The 18564-nt window shown below is 61.9% G+C and carries 19 protein-coding genes and 1 tRNA gene; 9 read left to right on the top strand and 11 right to left on the bottom strand.

Annotated features, from left to right (window positions below; all coding sequences use genetic code 11):
• The 3 genes from NKJ23_RS17110 to hflX all read left to right on the top strand — a co-directional run bounded on the left by NKJ23_RS17110 (nt 1) and on the right by hflX (nt 2647).
• Entirely contained in the window at nt 1–864 is an 864-nt protein-coding gene (locus NKJ23_RS17110; RefSeq protein WP_352681281.1) for a D-amino-acid transaminase, read from the top strand.
• Nucleotides 865–1009: 145 nt separating this feature from the next.
• Complete coding sequence (hfq, locus tag NKJ23_RS17105; protein ID WP_006202172.1) at nt 1010–1255, top strand: RNA chaperone Hfq; 246 nt, start codon at nt 1010–1012, stop codon at nt 1253–1255.
• The gene (gene hflX / locus NKJ23_RS17100) at nt 1256–2647 is read left to right on the top strand and encodes a GTPase HflX (protein WP_352681279.1); all 1392 of its coding nucleotides are present in this window, start codon (nt 1256–1258) and stop codon (nt 2645–2647) included. It begins immediately after the preceding gene.
• Nucleotides 2648–2653: 6 nt separating this feature from the next.
• On the opposite strand, the gene mazG is transcribed toward hflX, so the two are convergent.
• Both mazG and NKJ23_RS17090 read right to left on the bottom strand, forming a co-directional pair.
• Nucleotides 2654–3478 (bottom strand): nucleoside triphosphate pyrophosphohydrolase, encoded by an 825-nt coding sequence (gene mazG, locus NKJ23_RS17095; protein WP_352681277.1) that lies wholly within the window; start codon nt 3476–3478, stop codon nt 2654–2656.
• Nucleotides 3479–3614: 136 nt separating this feature from the next.
• A complete protein-coding gene (locus NKJ23_RS17090; protein ID WP_352681275.1) occupies nt 3615–4799 on the bottom strand; it encodes an amino acid aminotransferase in 1185 nt (394 codons plus the stop codon).
• A 218-nt stretch (nt 4800–5017) separates the two neighbouring features.
• On the opposite strand from NKJ23_RS17090, the gene NKJ23_RS17085 reads away from it, so the two are divergent.
• From NKJ23_RS17085 to NKJ23_RS17070, 4 genes are read left to right on the top strand one after another with little or no spacing between them, the layout of a single operon-like run.
• A complete protein-coding gene (locus NKJ23_RS17085) occupies nt 5018–5551 on the top strand; it encodes a sigma-70 family RNA polymerase sigma factor (protein ID WP_502901071.1) in 534 nt (177 codons plus the stop codon).
• A complete protein-coding gene (locus NKJ23_RS17080) occupies nt 5548–6321 on the top strand; it encodes an anti-sigma factor family protein (RefSeq protein WP_352681271.1) in 774 nt (257 codons plus the stop codon). The genes NKJ23_RS17085 and NKJ23_RS17080 overlap by 4 nt, the downstream gene beginning before the upstream one ends.
• Nucleotides 6322–6345: 24 nt before the next feature.
• Complete coding sequence (locus NKJ23_RS17075; RefSeq protein WP_352448927.1) at nt 6346–7053, top strand: Bax inhibitor-1/YccA family protein; 708 nt, start codon at nt 6346–6348, stop codon at nt 7051–7053.
• A gap of 32 nt (nt 7054–7085) precedes the next feature.
• Nucleotides 7086–7640 carry a DUF2076 domain-containing protein gene (locus tag NKJ23_RS17070; protein WP_352681269.1) on the top strand — a complete coding sequence of 185 codons (555 nt, stop codon included), beginning with the start codon at nt 7086–7088 and terminating at the stop codon, nt 7638–7640.
• A gap of 102 nt (nt 7641–7742) precedes the next feature.
• Here the strand turns inward: NKJ23_RS17070 and NKJ23_RS17065 are convergent, their stop codons facing one another.
• The 9 genes from NKJ23_RS17065 to NKJ23_RS17025 all read right to left on the bottom strand — a co-directional run bounded on the left by NKJ23_RS17065 (nt 7743) and on the right by NKJ23_RS17025 (nt 17290).
• Complete coding sequence (locus tag NKJ23_RS17065) at nt 7743–8333, bottom strand: hypothetical protein (protein WP_352681267.1); 591 nt, start codon at nt 8331–8333, stop codon at nt 7743–7745.
• Between the two features lie 202 nt (nt 8334–8535).
• A complete protein-coding gene (locus NKJ23_RS17060; RefSeq protein ID WP_023675062.1) occupies nt 8536–9354 on the bottom strand; it encodes an MBL fold metallo-hydrolase in 819 nt (272 codons plus the stop codon).
• A 3-nt stretch (nt 9355–9357) separates the two neighbouring features.
• Nucleotides 9358–10152, bottom strand: coding sequence for a TatD family hydrolase (locus NKJ23_RS17055; RefSeq protein ID WP_352646059.1), 795 nt, complete (start codon nt 10150–10152; stop codon nt 9358–9360).
• Nucleotides 10152–11702, bottom strand: a complete 1551-nt coding sequence (gene metG, locus NKJ23_RS17050; RefSeq protein WP_352681265.1) for a methionine--tRNA ligase — start codon at nt 11700–11702, stop codon at nt 10152–10154. Before metG ends, NKJ23_RS17055 begins: the two co-directional genes overlap by 1 nt.
• Nucleotides 11703–11855: 153 nt before the next feature.
• Nucleotides 11856–12911 carry a DNA polymerase III subunit delta' gene (locus NKJ23_RS17045; protein WP_352681263.1) on the bottom strand — a complete coding sequence of 352 codons (1056 nt, stop codon included), beginning with the start codon at nt 12909–12911 and terminating at the stop codon, nt 11856–11858.
• Nucleotides 12908–13582 (bottom strand): dTMP kinase, encoded by a 675-nt coding sequence (gene tmk, locus NKJ23_RS17040; RefSeq protein WP_352681261.1) that lies wholly within the window; start codon nt 13580–13582, stop codon nt 12908–12910. The genes NKJ23_RS17045 and tmk overlap by 4 nt, the downstream gene beginning before the upstream one ends.
• A gap of 64 nt (nt 13583–13646) precedes the next feature.
• Nucleotides 13647–14777, bottom strand: a complete 1131-nt coding sequence (locus NKJ23_RS17035; RefSeq protein WP_352681336.1) for a D-alanyl-D-alanine carboxypeptidase family protein — start codon at nt 14775–14777, stop codon at nt 13647–13649.
• A gap of 131 nt (nt 14778–14908) precedes the next feature.
• Entirely contained in the window at nt 14909–16132 is a 1224-nt protein-coding gene (locus NKJ23_RS17030) for a septal ring lytic transglycosylase RlpA family protein (protein WP_352681259.1), read from the bottom strand.
• A gap of 273 nt (nt 16133–16405) precedes the next feature.
• Nucleotides 16406–17290: a GNAT family N-acetyltransferase gene (locus NKJ23_RS17025; protein WP_352681257.1), complete on the bottom strand. Its 885-nt coding sequence runs from the start codon at nt 17288–17290 to the stop codon at nt 16406–16408.
• A gap of 307 nt (nt 17291–17597) precedes the next feature.
• Between NKJ23_RS17025 and NKJ23_RS17020 the strand changes: the two genes are divergently transcribed.
• Both NKJ23_RS17020 and NKJ23_RS17015 read left to right on the top strand, forming a co-directional pair.
• Nucleotides 17598–17687 (top strand) — tRNA-Ser (locus NKJ23_RS17020).
• A gap of 281 nt (nt 17688–17968) precedes the next feature.
• On the top strand, nt 17969–18376 hold the full coding sequence (locus NKJ23_RS17015; RefSeq protein ID WP_352456770.1) for a DUF930 domain-containing protein: 408 nt from the start codon (nt 17969–17971) through the stop codon (nt 18374–18376).
• Nucleotides 18377–18564 lie beyond the last annotated feature (188 nt).

Here is an 18564-nt window from a genome sequence, read left to right as displayed (position 1 = left end):
ATGCCGCGCATTGCCTATGTGAACGGGCGCTACGTCGCTCACGCCGAAGCTTCCGTGCATATCGAGGACCGTGGCTATCAATTCGCCGATGGCGTCTACGAGGTCTGCGAGGTGGCACGAGGCTTCATCGTCGACATGCCGCGCCATCTCGCCCGATTGAACCGCTCACTTGCCGAACTCTCGATCGATTGGCCGATCACGCGCGGCGTGCTGCCGCTCGTCATGCGCGAGGTGGTGCGCCGCAACCATGTCGTCGACGGCCTGGTCTATGTCCAGGTGACACGCGGCGTCGCCAGCCGCGAGTTTTTCTTCCCGCCGGCGGACACGAAGCCGTCGCTGGTGATGACCGCCAAAAAAGCCGATCCTGCAGCTGCCGCGAAGCGGGCCGAGAGCGGGATCCGGGTTATCACAGTGCCGGAGAACCGGTGGGATCGGGTCGATATCAAGTCGGTCGGCCTGCTGCCGAACGTGCTGGCCAAGCAGAAAGCCAAGGAAGCCGGCGCTCAGGAGGCCTGGTTCGTCGATGTCGACGGCACCGTCAAGGAAGGTGGATCGTCGAACGCCTGGATCATCACCGGGGATGGCGTGCTGGTGACGCGGCCGGCCGAGCACGGCATCCTGCGCGGCATCACCCGTACGACCCTGTTCGACGTGGCCGCCAAGCTCGGCCTGAAGATCGAGGAGCGCGGTTTTTCGGTGGCCGAAGCCAAGGCCGCGCGCGAGGTTTTCATCAGTTCCGCGACCACGATTGCCATGCCGGTGGTGGCGATCGATGGCGCTCCCGTCGCCAACGGCCACCCGGGCTCGCTAACAGTTTCATTACGGCAGGCCTTTTTTGACGTTGCGGAAAAAAGTCCAGCCTGATAACCGCACAGATGGAATGAACATCAATATATCTCGTTCTGCTTGTCGTTACTGACGGCAAGATGGTGTTTGCGTGCTTGACATGTGCCGGCTAATTTGGCGCATTGGCCTGCAAACCGAAGGGGATCGGCGAAAGACAAGAACAATGGCGGAACGATCGCAAAATCTTCAGGACCTGTTCCTGAATTCAGTTCGCAAGAGCAAAAATCCACTCACCATCTTTCTCATCAACGGCGTGAAGCTGACCGGCGTGGTCACTTCGTTCGACAATTTCTGCGTTCTGCTGCGTCGCGACGGCCATTCCCAGCTTGTCTACAAGCACGCTATTTCCACGATCATGCCGAGCCAGCCGGTTCAGATGTTCGATGGTGAGGAAAGCCAGGGCGCCTGATTGGCACGTGAGAAAGACGCGGACCGCAGCGTTCGCGGAAAACCAGCACATCAGACCGGGACAGAGGCCAACGGCCCGACCCGGGCGGTGGTTATCGTGCCGGTGCTTACCCGGCAACCTCGTGGCGACGACGACACCAACCGCCCCCGCCTGAGTCGTTCCGCGGAGGCTCGTCGCGACGAGGCCGTCGGCCTCGCCAGCGCAATCGACCTCGACCTGGTCCACACGGCGGTGGTGACCGTCAACGATCCACGCCCGGCGACCTTGCTCGGCAGCGGCAAGGTGGCGGAGTTCGCTGAGATCGTCAAAGAGGGCCACGCGGAAGTGGTCATTGTCGATCATCCGCTGACCCCGGTACAGCAGCGCAACCTCGAAAAAGAGTTGAACGCCAAGGTGCTCGACCGCACCGGGCTGATCCTGGAGATTTTCGGCGAGCGCGCCCGCACCAAGGAAGGCACGCTGCAGGTCGATCTTGCCCATCTCAACTACCAGAAAGGCCGCCTTGTGCGGAGCTGGACCCACCTCGAGCGCCAGCGTGGCGGCGCCGGCTTTCTCGGCGGCCCTGGCGAGACCCAGATCGAGTCGGATCGGCGTGTGCTGCAGGACAAGATCACCAAGCTGAAGCACGAGCTCGAAACTGTGCGCCGCACCCGCGACCTGCACCGCGCCAAGCGCAAGAAGGTGCCATTTCCGGTGGTGGCGATCGTCGGCTACACCAATGCCGGCAAGTCGACTCTGTTCAACCGGCTGACCGGAGCAGGGGTGCTGGCCGAAGACATGCTGTTTGCCACGCTCGACCCGACGCTGCGCCGCGTGCGTCTGCCGCACGGCACGCCGATCATCCTTTCCGATACGGTCGGCTTCATTTCCGACCTGCCAACGCATCTGGTCGCGGCCTTCAGGGCGACGCTGGAGGAAGTGGTCGAGGCAGACCTCGTCATTCATCTGCGCGACATCTCCGATCCCGATACGGCCGCGCAGGCCGAAGATGTCGAGCGCATCCTTGCCGATCTCGGCGTCGATGCCCGCGATAGCAAGCGCGTCATCGAAGTATGGAACAAGATCGACCGGCTCGACGAGGGCAACAGGGCGCGGCTGCTTGCCGATGGTGCTGACGGCAAGAAGGCACCGCCGATCGCCATATCGGCGGTAACCGGCGAGGGCATCGATGCGCTGAAGACGATCATCGAGACGATGATGTCGGGCGAACTGGAGACGTTCACCGTCACACTCAAGCCCGACCAACTCGGCGTCGTCGACTGGCTTTACCGCAACGGCGACATCGTCTCGCGCGACGACAATGAGGATGGCAGCGTGACCGTCGCGCTCAAGGCTACACACAGCGCTCGGCAGGAGATCGAAAGCCGATTGCGCCGTCAAAACAACGGGTAGAGGCGTTTACTTCGCGCTTTTTGCCTGATGCCAGAGCGCTTCCATCTCGTCCAGCGTCGCCTCTTCGAGGCTGTTTCCCGACGCTTGCAGCGTCCGCTCGACATAGTGGAAGCGCGATCGGAATTTTTCGTTGGTGCCGCTGAGTGCCGCTTCGGAATCAATTTTGAGGTGCCGGCCGAGATTGACGACCGCAAACAGCATGTCGCCGAACTCATCCTTGATCGGCGCGCTGTCGCCTTTGGCCAGCGCTTCTCGCAATTCGCCGATCTCCTCCTCAATCTTTTCGAGGATCGGTGCCGCCTCGCTCCAGTCGAAGCCGACGCGGGCGGCCTTTTCCTGCAGTTTGAGCGCTCGGGTCAGTGCGGGCAGGGCGACCGGCACGCTGTCGAGAAAGCCCTTGCCATGGTCTTCCGGGTCGAGCCCACGGGTGAGGCGAGCACTGCGCTTCTCCGCCTTTTCCTCTGCCTTGATCTTTTCCCACATGCCCTTGGCTATGCCGGCGCTGCGCGCCTTGTTGTCGCCGAAGACATGGGGGTGGCGGCGGATCATTTTTGTGGTGATGGCCTGGACTACATCGCCGAATGAAAATTCGCCGGCCTCCTCGGCCATTTGCGCGTGGTAGACCACTTGCAGCAGGAGATCGCCAAGTTCATCCCGCAGATCGTCGAGGTCGCCGCGCGCAATGGCGTCCGCCACTTCGTAGGCTTCCTCGATCGTGTATGGCGCGATTGTCGAAAAGTCCTGCTCGATATCCCACGGGCAACCGGTTTCCGGCGCCCGCAGCGCGGCCATGATCTCGATCAGTCGGGAAATGTCTTTCGAGGGTTTCATCTGGGAAACGCTATCCTGTACACGGCTGTGCGGCCAACGGCTTCAGCCGGTGAGGGCGCCTTGTCCACAGATGGGCCGCCAGACCATGATACGAAAGTGGAAGCCGGTTTCCGGAAGATCCTAGTTAGCAAAAGCATCAGTCGAGCACGGAGACTATCGCCTTGGCGAGCGCATCCATGCCGTCCTCGGGCAGGCCGGCAACGTTGATGCGGCTGTCGCCGACCATGTAGATGGCATGCTCGGCGCGCAGCCGCTCGACTTGCGCTTCCGACAGGCCAAGCCGGGAAAACATGCCGCGATGGCTGGCGACGAAATCGAAACGGTCGGAGTTGGACTGCCGCCGCAGCGCCTCGGCGAACTGGACGCGCAGCCGCAGCATGCGCAGCCGCATCTCTTCAAGCTCTGCCTCCCAGTCGGAACGTAATGCGGGGTCTTCAAGCACGATGCGCACCGCCGCCGCGCCGTGGTCCGGCGGCATCGAATACATGGCGCGCGCCGCCGACAGCATCTGGCCCATCGCCAAATCCGCCTGCGCGCCGTCTTTCGCCATGATCAGCGCTGCACCGACTCGGTCGCGATAGACGGCAAAGTTCTTCGAGCAGCTGGAGGCAACGACCATTTCCGGAACCTTTGCCGCCAGAAGGCGCAAGCCGGCGGCATCCGCATCAAGTCCCTCGCCAAAGCCCTGATAGGCGATGTCGACAAAGGGCAGCAGGCCGCGCTCAACGACAAGATCGGCAATGGCAGCCCATTGCGAGATGTCTAGATTGGCGCCTGTCGGGTTATGGCAACAGCCGTGCAACAATACGACGTCGCCGGGATTCGCGGTTCTCAATGCATTCAGCATGTCGTCGAAGCGAACCGCACCAGAAGCAGCGTCGAAATAGGGATATTCGCGTGTCTGCAGGCCAGCGCCGCGCATCACCGGCATGTGGTTCGGCCATGTCGGATCCGACAGCCAGACCATCGCGTCGGTGCGGGTCCTTTTCAGCAGCTCTGCAACCAGCCGCAGCGCGCCGGAGCCGCCCGGCGCCTGCGCCGCACGAATGCGCGTCATGTCGGCGGCTGGGCCGAACACCAACCTGGCCATCGCCGCGTTGAAGGCGGTATCGCCGGCAAGGCCGAGATAGGTCTTGGTATCCTGGCCCTGCAGCAGCCGCTTTTCGGCTTCGCGCACCGCGCGCATCACCGGCGTCTTGCCGTCGCGATCCCTATAAACGCCGACCCCAAGATCGACCTTGTCGGGACGCGGGTCGGCGCGATAGAGACCGATCAAGGCCAGGATCTTGTCGGCAGGCGCGGGCTGGAGATTTTCGAACATCGATAAGGTTCCGTTGGCGGCGGAGTGATACGCAAACCGGCCGTACTTTGCCAGCAGTTTCATATGCGCCAACTCGGCGCCGGTTTGCCTCGAGGGCGGCCGATACTATCTGGCGGGCGAGAGCGGGCCCGATATCTCCCAGGACGAGAACGCGGCGAGCCGTAAGAAAATTTCGGGGAGAGCGGGATTAACATCCCGACCTGCTCCGTAAACAGGACATGAAACGGCCGATGCCACGCTTCGATATTCTGGGACAGCTCGGTTCGCTGCGCCGCTATGCACGCTCGCTGACGCGCGACAGCGCCGATGCAGAGGATCTGCTGCATGATGCGCTGGTGCGTGCCTATGAGCGACGCGGCAGCTTCCACTCCGGCGGAAATCTTCGCGTATGGCTGCTGTCGATCGTCCATAATGCATTCATCGACGGTCTGCGGTCCCGCAAATCCGAAGCAATGCGCATCGAACAGGCCGGCTATCTCGCCGAGGCGAATGTCCAGGCTCCGCAGGAACATTCGGTCCGTCTGGCGCAGGTGCGCGAAGCGTTTTTCGAATTGCCGGAGGAGCAGCGTTCGGCGTTGCATCTCGTCGCCATCGAGGGGCTTAGCTACAGCCAGGCCGCTGAGGTGAGTGGCGTGCCGCTTGGCACGCTGATGTCGCGCATCGGCAGGGCGCGTGCGGCCCTGCGCGAGATGGAGGACGCGGTGCCGGCACGCGCGAAAGGCCATCTGAAGATCGTCGGAGGTGGATCATGAACCAACAGCGCGATCCCGTAACCGGCGCCGATCTCGACGCCTATGTCGACGATCAGCTGGACGTGGCTCGTCGCATCGAGGTCGAGGCGTTCCTTTCGGCCCGCCCGGACGCGGCCGCGCGGGTGATGTCCGACTTACGGATGCGTGACGAATTGCGCGTGGCGCTTGCCGGATCGAAAGGCATGGCGCGGCCCGCGACGGCCGATGCTGCACGGCGGCTGGAGCGGGGATTGGTGCGCGGCCGCGTCCTTGGTGCTTTGCAGCGAGTTGCGGCAGTCGCTGTCTTCGTCGCTGCCGGCTGGCTTGCGAACGGGCTCATCGGACCGATATCGGTGACGGAAGTCGTCGCTTCGACCCATCCGCCGGCCTATGTGGAGGACGCGGTCCGGGCGCACCGCACGACGCTCGTACGCGAGGCGATGTCGTCGCAACCCGAAGCACCCGGCTACAATGCCGACGAAATCCGCGCCGCGACGGCGATCGTGATGCCATCGCTGCCAGCGGACTGGACGGTCCGTGACGTGCAGATCTATCCATCGCAATTCGGACCGAGCGTCGAGATGGCTATCGAGACGAAAGGGATGGGGCTGGTCTCGTTGTTCGCGATCAGGCCCGGAACATTCGACGTCGTCAAGCCGACCGTCGTTCCCTCGGGCGAAGTTTCCTCGGCTTATTTCCAGATCGGCGAGGTCGCCTACGCGGTCGTCGGACGCAGCGATGTCGGCGGTCTCGATCGCACGGCCGAAGCGCTCGCCAAAACGCTTTACTGATCGACCTGCAAGAAGGAGAACCACATGAACAATCTCGGATATATCGGGGCCGGAGCCCGAGCCGGAGCCGTCTACGATGAAGGCCTGCGCCGGCACATGCTGCGCGTCTATAACTACATGGGCCTTGGCCTCGTCGTTACGGGCGTGATCGCGTTCGTGGTGGCTTCCACGCCCGCCCTTTACGTGCCGATCTTCTCCACACCGCTGAAATGGGTGGTGATGCTGGCCCCGCTGGCCTTTGTGCTCTTGTTCTCCTTTCGGATGCAGGCGATGTCGGCAGCCGGCGCCCAGGCGATGTTCTGGGCATTCTGCGCGGTCATGGGCCTGTCGCTGGCTTCCGTGTTCCTGGTCTTTACCGGCACCAGCATCGCACGCACCTTCTTCATCGCCGCCACCATGTTCGGCGCGACCAGCCTTTACGGGTACACGACCAAACGCGACCTGACGCAGTTTTCGTCGTTCCTGATCATGGGCCTGATCGGCGTGGTGATCGCCAGCATCGTCAATATCTTCCTGGGCTCGACCGCGCTCCAATTCGCGATCTCTGTGATCGGCATCGCCGTCTTCATCGGCCTCACCGCCTGGGATACCCAGACGATCAAGGAGCAGTATGCGGAAAACTTCGGCGCGGAATCACAGCAGAAACTCGCTGTCTTCGGTGCATTCTCGCTCTATCTGAACTTCATCAACATCTTCCAACTGCTGTTGAACTTCACCGGCGAGCGCGAATAGCCGGCGTTGAACCAAGACCGGAGTTGAACATCATGGACAGAAACGATCAGCAAGCGATCGGACAGCTCTTCGAGAAGTTGGCAAACGCCGAGCGCCAGGCGCCGCCGCGCGATGCCGAAGCAGAGCGCTTCATCCAGGACCAGATCACCCAGCAGCCTGGGGCGCCATATTACATGGCCCAGACGATCGTGGTGCAGGAGCAGGCCCTGAACGCAGCTCAGGCGCGCATAGAAGAACTGGAGGAGCAGGCGCGGCAGCCGGCCGGCGGTGGACCGCTCAGCGGCTTCTTCGGCCGCAGCGGCGGCAGGCGCTCAGGCTCGGTTCCGCGGGTAGGGCGCACCGCCTCCGTTGCAACTGAAGGGCCGCAGGACACGCCACAGCGGGCAGGCGGCGGTTTTCTTGCCGGCGCCGCGCAGACCGCGATGGGCGTGGCGGGCGGCGTGCTGCTCGGCAACGCGATCGCCGGCGTGTTTGGCGGCAGCGAAGCGAAGGCAGCTGAACAGCCGACGCCGCAGCCGGACGAAGCCGATCAGGCAGGCGATTCCAGCTCCGATAATGGCGGTGACTTCGGTGATATGGAGTTCTGACGAGCGACCCAGCCTGTGCCTGTGCTGGCGCTGGTGACGATTGCGGGTCAGCATAGGCGAGGTGGCGAGGGCAACATCCGGGAAGCGAGCCCTCGCCGGCGGCTAATAGCCCAGGCGCTTCAGTTCAGCCTTGACCGCCGCGATCGTCTTGAAGCGGAAGTGCTTCGTTGCGCCGTCGCGCCAATGGCAGTCGCATGTGGCATCGAACTTCCGGCTCGCTTTCAATTGAGTCAGCGCCTTCTGGCCTGGCTTGGGGCCATCGAAGATGCGAACTTCGTAGAGCGTCCCTTCGACATCGTAGTGCATCTGAGCCCAGGAAAGTATCACGATCAGTTCCTTCGCCGGGTCGTGGTCGGCGTTGGCGAGGCCGAGCGCTATGTCCGGTGTGTCACCCTCTTGTTCACCGATCGTGACCTGGATTGCGCGATATCTATTGTCAGCTAGCCGTTGCAGCGCGACGAGCGGGCGTTCCGGATAGTCCTCAGCGGTCTGGTAATCGACGAAGAGTGTCTGGAGGCCGTTCCAGCTCACGGCTGTGGTGTGCGGATCAGCATTGTCGGCGAACCCAACAACACGTTTGGCGAAAGCCAGGTCGTTCTCGCCTGGCGCACGATCAAGGTCCTGCGCTCGCGCGCCAGTGAGCGCGCAGGCGAGGGTGAGGGCAAGACTTGCAAGCAGTGGGAGTGTGTTCATGATTCGCAACCCTAGCATGCCCGTTGCCCCACAGCGCTGTCGCGAATGTCTAAGAGTGACCGCCCGATCTCGCCGCCAACGGATGCTATAGGCGTAGTCGCATAACATAGATTATGGAACTAGCTTGGCCGATTGGATGTGACGTGAAGATAGCACCTCGCGATATCCAACTCGGGAACCCAGGCCGTAAAAACTTAGTCTTTCACGCTGATTCGTAAGGGATTTCGATCGTCATGCCGTCATAAGCAGGCTCGACGTTGGCCGGCGTCTCGGCCATTACCGTAGCGTAGTCGAGTGGCACATGCATATGCGTCAGCACCGCGTTCTTCGGCGCCAGTCTTTCGATCCAGCCAAGCGCCTGGCCAAGCGACAGATGGCTCGGATGGACGGTGTATTGCAGCGCGTCGATGACCAGCATGTCCAGCCCGCGCAAACGCTTGGCGGTCGCCTCCGGAAAGTCGCTGACGTCAGGGCAATAGGCCAGCCCGCCGATGCGGAAACCCAGCGAGGTGATGTCGCCATGGAGCTGCAGCAGCGGTTCGAGGGTGAGGGCGCCGCCCTCGCCTGCGATCACCACCGGCCTGTGGTGGTCGATGATATGGGCGTTGACGATCGGCGGATACGAACTGCCTTTCGGTGTTTCGAAACAGTAGCGGAACGCCTCGCGTAGGCGCAGCATGGTAGCCTGATCCGCATGGATGTCGATCCGGTGGCGCTGCTCGAGCACGAAGCCGCGCAAATCGTCGATGCCGTGGATATGGTCGGCATGCGGATGTGTATAGACCACCGCATCGATGCGCTTGACCGATGCCAGCAGCATCTGCTCGCGGAAATCCGGGCCGGTGTCGATGACGACCGTGGTCCGGGCGCCACTCGCCGCGATCCGCTCGACGAGCGCTGCGGTGCGCGTGCGCCGGTTCCGGGGGTTCGCGGGATCGCAATTGCCCCAGTCGCCGGTGATGCGTGGCGTGCCCGGCGATGAGCCGCAGCCGAGGACGGTAAGACGTAACCGGTCGCTCATGCGTCAGGCGCCCGGCGCGCTCGGGCGCGGCATTTTCCTGAACAGCCGGAAGAAATTATCCGTGGTGATATTAGCGATCTCGGCCTCGCTGAAGCCGATCGTCTCGGCCAGCACCTTGGCTGTATGCGCGACATAGGCGGGCTCATTACGCTTGCCGCGAAACGGGATCGGCGCAAGGTATGGCGCGTCGGTTTCGACCAGCAGACGGTCGCGCGGCACATCGGCGGCGACGGCGCGCAGCTCGGCGGAGTTCTTGAAGGTCAGGATGCCGGAAAACGAGACGTAGCCGCCGAGCGCCACGCCGATCTCGGCCAGCCGGCGCCCCGACGAAAAACAGTGCAGGATGAAGGGGAAGGCGCCCTTCCCCGTTTCTTCTTCGAGGATATCAGCCATGTCGTCGTCGGCGTCGCGCGAATGGATGACCAGCGGCAGACCGGTCACGCGCGCCGCGGCGATGTGGGTGCGAAAGCCCTGCGCCTGTGCGTCGCGCGGCGCATGATCGTAGAAATAGTCGAGTCCGGCCTCGCCGATCGCCACCACTTTGCGATGAGCAGAGAGCCGCACCAGATCATCGACAGTGACATCAAGCTCTTCGGCCGCATTATGCGGATGGGTGCCGACAGAGCAGTAGACCTCATCGAAAGTCTCTGCAATCTCAAGCACTTGGTTAAATCGCTTCACCCTCGTCGAGATCGTCACCATTCGGCCGATGCCGGCCGCTAGGGCGCGGGCGACAATGGCCGCCCGCTCTTCGGCGAAATCCGGAAAGTCGAGGTGGCAGTGACTGTCGACCAGCATCAGGCGTTCGCGTCCTGCTTTTCGTAACGCGGAAAGACCGCCTCCGGCGCGGGCAATGCCGTGCCGGGCACCAGCGCAGAGTCGGCGTGGACATGCGCAAAGTCACGGTTGTCTGCCGGCACCGCCAGCAGGTCGAGCAGCTTTGCAGCCGACCCCGGAACAAAGGGCTGGCAGAGCAGCGTCACGCGCCGGACGACTTCGATCGTCGTCCACAGAACTGTCTTCATACGCTCTGGATCGCTTTTGCTTAGCGCCCAGGGTTGCTGAGAGGCGAAATAGCGGTCAGCTTCGGCCACCACTCCGAAGATCGCCGCCAGCGCCAAATGGATGCCCTGATCCGCCATCGCCTTTCGCGCGACGGCGAGTGCCCCCACCGCTTGGTCGAGGATGGCGCTGTCGGCTTCGGTCAGTTCGCCGCGCTTCGGCACCGCGCCGCTGCAGTTCTTGGCGATCATCTTCAGCGAGCGCTGCGCCAGATTGCCGAGGCCATTGGCAAGGTCGGCATTGGTGCGGTTGACGATCGCATCATGGCTGTAGCTGCCGTCCTGGCCGAACGGCACTTCGCGCAGCAAGAAATAGCGCACCTGGTCGAGGCCGTAGTGCTCGATCATCGCGAACGGGTCGATGACGTTGCCGACCGACTTCGACATTTTCTCGCCGCGGTTGAACAAAAAACCATGCGCGAACACGCGCTTCGGCAATTCGATGCCAGCCGACATCAGGAAAGCCGGCCAGTAGACCGCGTGGAAGCGGACGATGTCCTTGCCGATGACGTGCGCGTTTGCCGGCCAGAACGACCATCTCTCATTGGCCGGATCCGGATAGCCGGCGGCGGTGATGTAGTTGGTCAAGGCGTCGACCCAGACATACATCACATGCTTCTCGTCGCCCGGCACCGGGATGCCCCAGTCGAACGTGGTGCGCGAGATCGATAGGTCCTTCAGGCCGGACCTGACGAAGCTCATCACCTCATTGCGCCTCTCGGCAGGACCGACGAAATCGGGCTGGTTTTCGTAAAGTGCAAGGAGCCTGTCCTGATAAGCCGACAGCCGGAAGAAGTAGCTCTCTTCCTCGACCCATTCGACCGGCGTCCCCTGCGGCCCGTAGCGGACATTGTCGGCACGCACCTCGGTCTCTTCTTCGCCGTAATAGGCTTCGTCACGCACCGAGTACCAGCCGGCATAGCCGCCCTTATAGACGTCGCCATTGGCGGCCATCGCCTTCCAGATCGCCTGCGAGGCCTTGTAGTGCCGCTTTTCCGTGGTGCGGATGAAATCGTCGTTGGAGGCATCGAGCGCGACGGCCATGCGCTCGAAATCGGCCGAGTTGCGGTCTGCCAGCTCGCGCGCTGAAATACCTTCTCTCTTCGCCGTCTGCAGCATCTTGATGCCGTGCTCGTCGGTGCCGGTGAGAAAGAGCACGTCCTTACCGTCGAGCCGCTGGAAGCGGGCCAGCGCGTCGGTGGCAATCAACTCGTAGGCATGGCCGATATGCGGTTTGCCGTTCGGATAGGAAATAGCCGTCGTGACGTAGTATTTTTCGCGTGCCATGGATGAGCCGTCATGAATGTCTGAATGAAAGATGTCGCGGTGAGATATCGCATCGAAACGGCAATTGCCATCCGAAGCCAATGTGGTGGCTTCGAAGTTCCTGCGATTGATTGGGATCAATACTCAGGGGCTTCAAAGCCACGCCAGCGGCCGTCACATTCGCATTGCAGAATTCAGGCGGTCGATCATGGTCAGGGCGTGCTGCTTTTTGTCGAGATTGTAGGTCTCGGTTTCAGATATAGCGTTCAAAGCCTCGTGCCAAGTATCCGACAGCGTTTTGGCCAGCGCGAGATCGCCGGCGAGCGCGGCCTGGCTGGCGCCGGCCGACAGCAGATCAAGCGCGCGGCGATTGAATATCTCGAACGGGATTGCCTGGTCGCGGCCGGCGACCGCCTCGGCAAGACGGTAGGCGCCTGCGACATCTATCTTCTTGGACATCACCAGGGCGTCGAGGGTGGCGGCGATTTCGAGCCCTCCATACTGCGTCAACAGGATCGCATTGCGCGCGCTGCCCCCTGCCCGCTCCGCCAGCGCCGCGCGCGCGCCAGGATCCTCCGGTGGCGGCGGCTCGATGCCTTCCAGAACCGTCATCAAGCTCTCGGCATCGAGCGGCGCCAACCGCACCATCTGGCAGCGCGACCGGATCGTCGGCAGCAGACTGCCCGGCGCATGGACGATGAGGATGAACAAGGTGCGCGCGGGTGGCTCTTCAAGATTCTTCAGCAAGGCATTGGCAGCATTGGTGTTCATGTCGTCGGCGGGATCGACGATAACCACCCGGTAGCTGCCGTCGTGCGACGTCAGCGACAGAAAACGGCTGACCTTGCGGATTTCGTCGACCGTGACCACTGTCTTGAAGCTCTTGGTCTTGTCGTTCGCCGGGCGTGTAAGATGCAGCACCGAAGGATGCGCGCCGGTGGCGATCTGTCGAAACAGCGACGAAGCCGGATCTGGAACGGCAAGGCTTTCCGGCGCCTGCTCGAAGGCCGGGTGCTTCAACAGATGATGCGCCAGGTGAAAGGCCAGCGTCGCCTTGCCGATGCCAACCGGTCCGGCAAAGATCAGTGCGTGCGGCAGCTTTCCCGAGCGGTAAGCGGTGGCGAGCATATTGGCCGCCTGCAGGTGACCGACAAGACGCGGCGTCTCGGATGGCTCGGGCACCCCGTCCAGCGTGTCGTGCTGTTCGGGCGCGATGCGTTCGAAAATCATGCTGGCGCCGCCTGCCTTCTTTGCGCCGGCATCATCCTCTCGAGAGCCGCGAAGACCGCGGCGGTAACGACATCCTCCACCGCCTCTAGGTCGGCTGAGGCATCGACGACAACGCAGCGTTCGGGTTCAGTTGAGGCGATCGCGAGAAACGCCTCGCGCCGGCGTTGGTGGATGGCCAATGTTTCTTTCTCGAAGCGGTCCGGTCCGTCACTGCTGCCCCGCCGGGCGGTAGCGCGCCTCAGGCCCTCGGCGGGGTCGATGTCGAAGATCAGTGTCATGTCCGGCACCATGCCGTTGATGGCGACCTTCTCCAATGCGTCCATGAATGCCGGGTCGAGGCCGCCGGTGACGCCCTGGTAGACGCGCGAGGAATCCATGAAACGATCGCAAAGCACGACCGAACCGCGCTCGACTGCCGGCCGGATGACCTGTTCGACATGGTCGGAACGCGCAGCGGCGAAAAGCAGCGCTTCCATCTTGGGGCCGAACGGCTCGGCTGCGCCTGAAAGCAGGACATGCCTGACCGCCTCCGCGCCCGGCGAGCCACCAGGCTCACGTGTCACCAGCACATCGTATTTCTTGGCGCGCATCTTCTTTGCCAGCCGCTCGATCTGCGTCGACTTGCCTGCTCCTTCGCCGCCTTCAAAAGTGATGAAAAATCCGCGCGCCAAAGCCTTTGTCCATACTTCGGGGACCGTATAGTCCCGGCGGGAAAAAAGGTCCACCGCGACGGTGCTAACGCAGCCAGCCGACGGCCAGTTCCTTGGCGGCGTCGAGCGCGCGCTGCGGCAGCGAACCGACACCGATCGACTCGGCGGCAAACAGCGGCGTCTCCTGGCTCAGCGTATCGCCGATCCAGACGCGCAGCGTACCCACCGGCTGCCCCTCCTCCACCGGCGCTGCCACCGGTCCGTCATAGACGATCCTGGCGGTGAGCTTGTCGCGGTTGGTGATCGGCAGGAAGATCTGCACCGGTCCTTTTGCCTTTAACGCGACACCGGACTTGGCGCCGCCAAAGACCTGGGCTTCGCCAACCACTTCGTCCTTGGCGAATACTTCAGTCTTCTCGAAGGAGCGAACGCCCCAGTCGAGCAGCTTTCGCGCTTCCTCAGCACGCTCACGGTCGTTTGCCAGGCCGCTCATCGCCGCGATCACCCTTGTGCCGTTGTGGCTGACCGAGCCGACAATGCCGAACCCGGATTGCTCGCTGGCACCGACCGCGAGCCCGTCGGCGCCTATGTCCATGGCCAGTAGCGGATTGCGGTTCCTCTGGGAAATCTTGTTCCAGGTAAAATCCTTCTGGCCGTAATAGCGGTAGAGATTCGGGTAGTTGCGCCAGATATGCAGCGCCAGAAGCGCGAGTTCGCGAACGCTCGTTTGCTGCCCATCGGCCGGCAGACCGGTGGAATTGACGAAAGTCGATTTCTGCAAGCCGATCTGGCGGGCACGCTCGGTCATCTGCGCCGCGAAGTTTGCTTCGGACCCGGCCATCCCTTCAGCGATGACGATACAGCCGTCATTGGCCGCCTGCACGGTCACGCCCTGGATCAGGTCTTCCAGCCGGATCGTCGACTTGAGCTTGGCGAACATGGTCGATGTCCCCGAAGGAGCGCCGCCTTTGCGCCAGGCGTTCTCGCTCACCACGAAGGTGTCATCGAGCGTCATGCGCCCTGATTTGATGGCGTCGAAAACCACTTCCATCGTCATCAGCTTGGCCAGCGAGGCCGGCGGGATCAACCTGTCGGCGTCCTTGGAAAACAGCACGGTTCCGGTTTCGGCATCGATCATGAAGACCTGCGCGGCCTTGGTCTCGAAAAGCTGAGCTGAGGCCTGCGCAAGCGAGAGCAGCAGCAGGCCGAGCGCCATAAGCCCGGTGAAAGGGTGAAAAGATTTCATCAGGTTCGACCCGTGAGCCGGCGCTTTTGCAAGTTGGCAGAAGCTATCAGGCTTTTGCCTGGCGGATCAATCGCGCGCGAAAAAACCAGGCAGCCCCGAGCTCAGTTGCGTACCGCAAGCGCATCCGGCGCACCATGCGACCACGCTGCCTGCAGCATCTCGTCCAGGCTGCCACGACCGTCGGCAAAGAGGTTGACCGAGTACCAGTCCTTGCCTTCAAGTTCCGAGCGCTGGATTTCGGTCTTGCCGAAGCTGGAAAGCTGGGCAGCCACACGCTCCGCTTCGGCGGCATTCTCGAATGAACCCGCCGCGACATAGTCCGTGGGCGACCCGGCTGGAGGGGCTTGCCGCTTCCACGATTGAAGAATTTCGGCGGGCGACATGCCGGCGCCATCCAGCCCGGCAAACGCGTTGGAGGCGCGTTGCACGCGCTCGTCCACGTAAGACAGCGACGCCACGGTGAACGGCGATTGCGCCGGCAGGTTGATCTCCGGGCGCTCCGGCACGATCGGGCCGAAATCGGGCAGTACAACGTCTCCCAAAGCAGATGCTTGCACTGCCATGACAGGCCCTGCATCGGATCCCTGCCCGGAATTCGTCAGCTGACCGGGGAACGGCACGGCAGCAGCGCTCACCGGCAGGCTTGGCGACGGCCCATTCATCGCGACCATGACACCGCTGGGCAGGCCGTCCGACGGATCCGGCGCCCTGTTGCCTGGACGATACGAAGCCATAAGATACTGCCCGTCATTGCCTTCGAGCGGCGCACGGCCGACATATTCGACTTTCACCTCGGCCGTACCGATGTTGGCATAATCGAGCATTTCAGCAGCGCGCTTCGACACATCGATGATGCGTCCATCATGATAGGGTCCGCGGTCGTTGACGCGCACGATCACCGAGCTGCCGGTCTTCATGTTGGTGACCCGCGCATAGCTCGGCAGCGGCATGGTCGGATGCGCCGCCGTCAGATCTGCCATGTCGTAGACTTCGCCGTTGGCGGTCAACCGGCCGTGGAAGGCCTCACCGTACCAGGATGCGAGGCCAACCTTGGCGTAACGTTTGTCTTCCTTCGGATAATACCACTTGCCGCGCACCTGATAGGGCTTGCCGAGCTGGTCGCGTCCGCGAGACGTCTTGAACATGACGCGCGGGCTGGCTTTCACGCCGTATTCGGCTTCGGAAAAATATTCCTTGGAGCGAGGTTTCTTGTTGACCATCGCCTTTTGCTGCGGCCCGGCACATGCTGCAAGAAAGGCTGCCGACAAGGCAAACAGCGCGAAAGCGGAAGCGCGACGAAGACGCGGGCGCGCCGTGGTCTGCATATTTTGATTGTCCCCTATAGCATCGACGAAGGCACCGCAGCATGAACGTCAGCGATGCCAAAGCACCCACTCCAGAAACGCCGGCGACGCCCTACCCCAATCCTTTTTGTGCGCAGGAATTGTTTATCACCGTATTAACCGATTGTGTTCGGAACCGGGCGAGATTGTGGCACGGACCGCCTCGCCGATCGGCATGAAAATCATCGCTTATCGATCAGAAACGCCGTTCGTGGCGCACTTTGCCCCTGGCTTGGCGTGTCTGCGAGCGCAGATTCAGGGACCGAATATCACAAGTTCGGTGAACGTCAGATCTCCAGGTGCGGGTGGTCTGGGACCTTTGAAGTATTTCAGCCCCTTGTTGGGGCGGTACCATCCCACCAAGCCTGGAATCGGCTCCTTGGCGTCGACAAAGCAAACCAGGATTCCGCTTCGCAAGAGAAAGCGCCCCATCGCACCGGCGCAGCGGCTCAAATCCGCAAGCGAGCGGCAATAGATGACCTGATGGCACTGGATAACACCGTGCAACATTCGGCGCGGCATCAATACCAGGGGGAACGCTGCTCCATCGCAGATGCAGATCAACGACAGGCAGCCCAGCGCGGCGTGTTCCGAGAGTATGTATCTCTCACTCTCGGGCAGCATCGCCAATTCCGGAAGATCGGGACGCACTTCGACCACGCGACATGACCGCTGCGTCAAACTTAAAGCCGGCAAGAAGGTAAATTGTCCGCTGGAGAAGAGCCGAAAGCCTAGCGCCCGGTTGGCTTTCAATGTCGCTTGTGCCGGCGAAATGTTCGTGTAGGTCACGTCCTTCCGCTTGAGAACCGCCGCAACCAACATCGCACCATAGGGACGGAAATCTGCATCGACTGACCAGCTTGAAAGATTGCAGCGGATTTCGTCGCCCTCTGGCCCCTGGTAGCGAGCATAAAGGGTGAGCACAACGCCGACGATCCGACCGGCATGCTCCAAAACAAAGCCATATCGTGGGAACTCGGCAACCGCAGGACGCTGCGACAAACGGGTCAGAGCGTGTATCCAGTAACTCCGGTTACGCGCCGGAAAGCCCCCGCACAGGCAATCAACCACTCCCTCCCAGTCGGTTTCGCGAATTGGTCTACAGCGAAGACCGGGCGGGAGAGCGCCAAGTACGGCCAAAATCAACTCCAGAATACGATTTACTTACATGTGCCTAATGCGCTCCACATATCAGCGCTCAACGATTAATAGTCCGTGCGGGTTTTAAAAACGATTTTTCACACTCAGCACAAACACAGCTCGCCATGACGCTGCTCACCGTCCTGGATCGCGCCGAAAGGTGCGGCCGCCACGGTTGACTTGGCGTTGAATGCGGCTTTACAGGAATGGAGCGCGAACCGGTCGGGGAACGTCCTGGTGCCTATCCGGTACCGACAGCTCGAACCCGCTCCTCTCGCGATATCCTAAGTGATTGAAAAATCACGTTGGAGGGATGGCCGAGCGGTTTAAGGCACCGGTCTTGAAAACCGGCGTGGGTGCAAGCCCACCGTGGGTTCGAATCCCACTCCCTCCGCCATATCCGTCCAATTTCTTCAATCCTGCAGGCATGACGTCGAGTTTTCCGCTCGTCGGATTCTCGACTGCCTGGGTTTAACAGGCCGGTCCGGTTAGGGGAGAACCGCCGCTCTGCCCCATGCCGCGCGCCACCTCTCGCGTCGCTGAAATGCGACAGGTGCGATCATGGCAACGATACCAAAGTACCGGTGATACTATTGCGTAATCAACAACCTGCCACAAAGCGAAGACTGTCACCCGCCGCGCCGCCGCGCTTCGTCGGGTTGATTTCTCCGCCCGAATATGGTGCTTCTCCCGCCCATGAATAAACTATTTTCTGCGGTCCTCGCATGGACGATAGTGGCTTGGCCGGCCAGCGCAATGGACAGCGCATTGCGCGCCGGCCTGCTGAAACTCGATCCGCAAACCCGGCTGGAGCAGCGATGCGACGCCGAAATTCTCGACCGGATTACCCGCGACGACCACAAATACAAAGCCGATCGTGTCGTCGCCTACGCTTTTGCGACGCCCGAAATGGGCGCCGATGCGATCAAGAGCCCGGGTGCTGCGTTTCGCAGCAAGGGACAGTGGTACCGGCTGAAATTCAAATGCGAAACAGCGCCGGACCATATGGAAGTCCTGCAGCTCCGCTATCGGATCGGTGATGAAATTCCGGAAAGCGACTGGCCCAAATACAATCTCTATAACTAGGCATTCGCGACCTGTGGCCGCATTTTGCCGGTGTTCGGGCCGATCGTCGCAAACTCTGTATATTGCCGCAATAACGGGCGGTTTGCCGACCTTGTTCCAACCAGTCCCTTGACGCGCAGGAACCATACACGTTAGGCCCTCCAGGCATTCGACGCGAACGGTCGGCCAACCAGCAAGGGACTTCCAGT

The sequence above is a fragment of the Mesorhizobium sp. M0184 genome (assembly GCF_040322215.1).
In the GTDB taxonomy this organism is placed as follows: Bacteria; Pseudomonadota; Alphaproteobacteria; order Rhizobiales; family Rhizobiaceae; genus Mesorhizobium.
The sequence above is the reverse complement of the archived record's forward strand: the minus strand, read 5'-3'. Positions and strand labels throughout refer to the sequence as shown.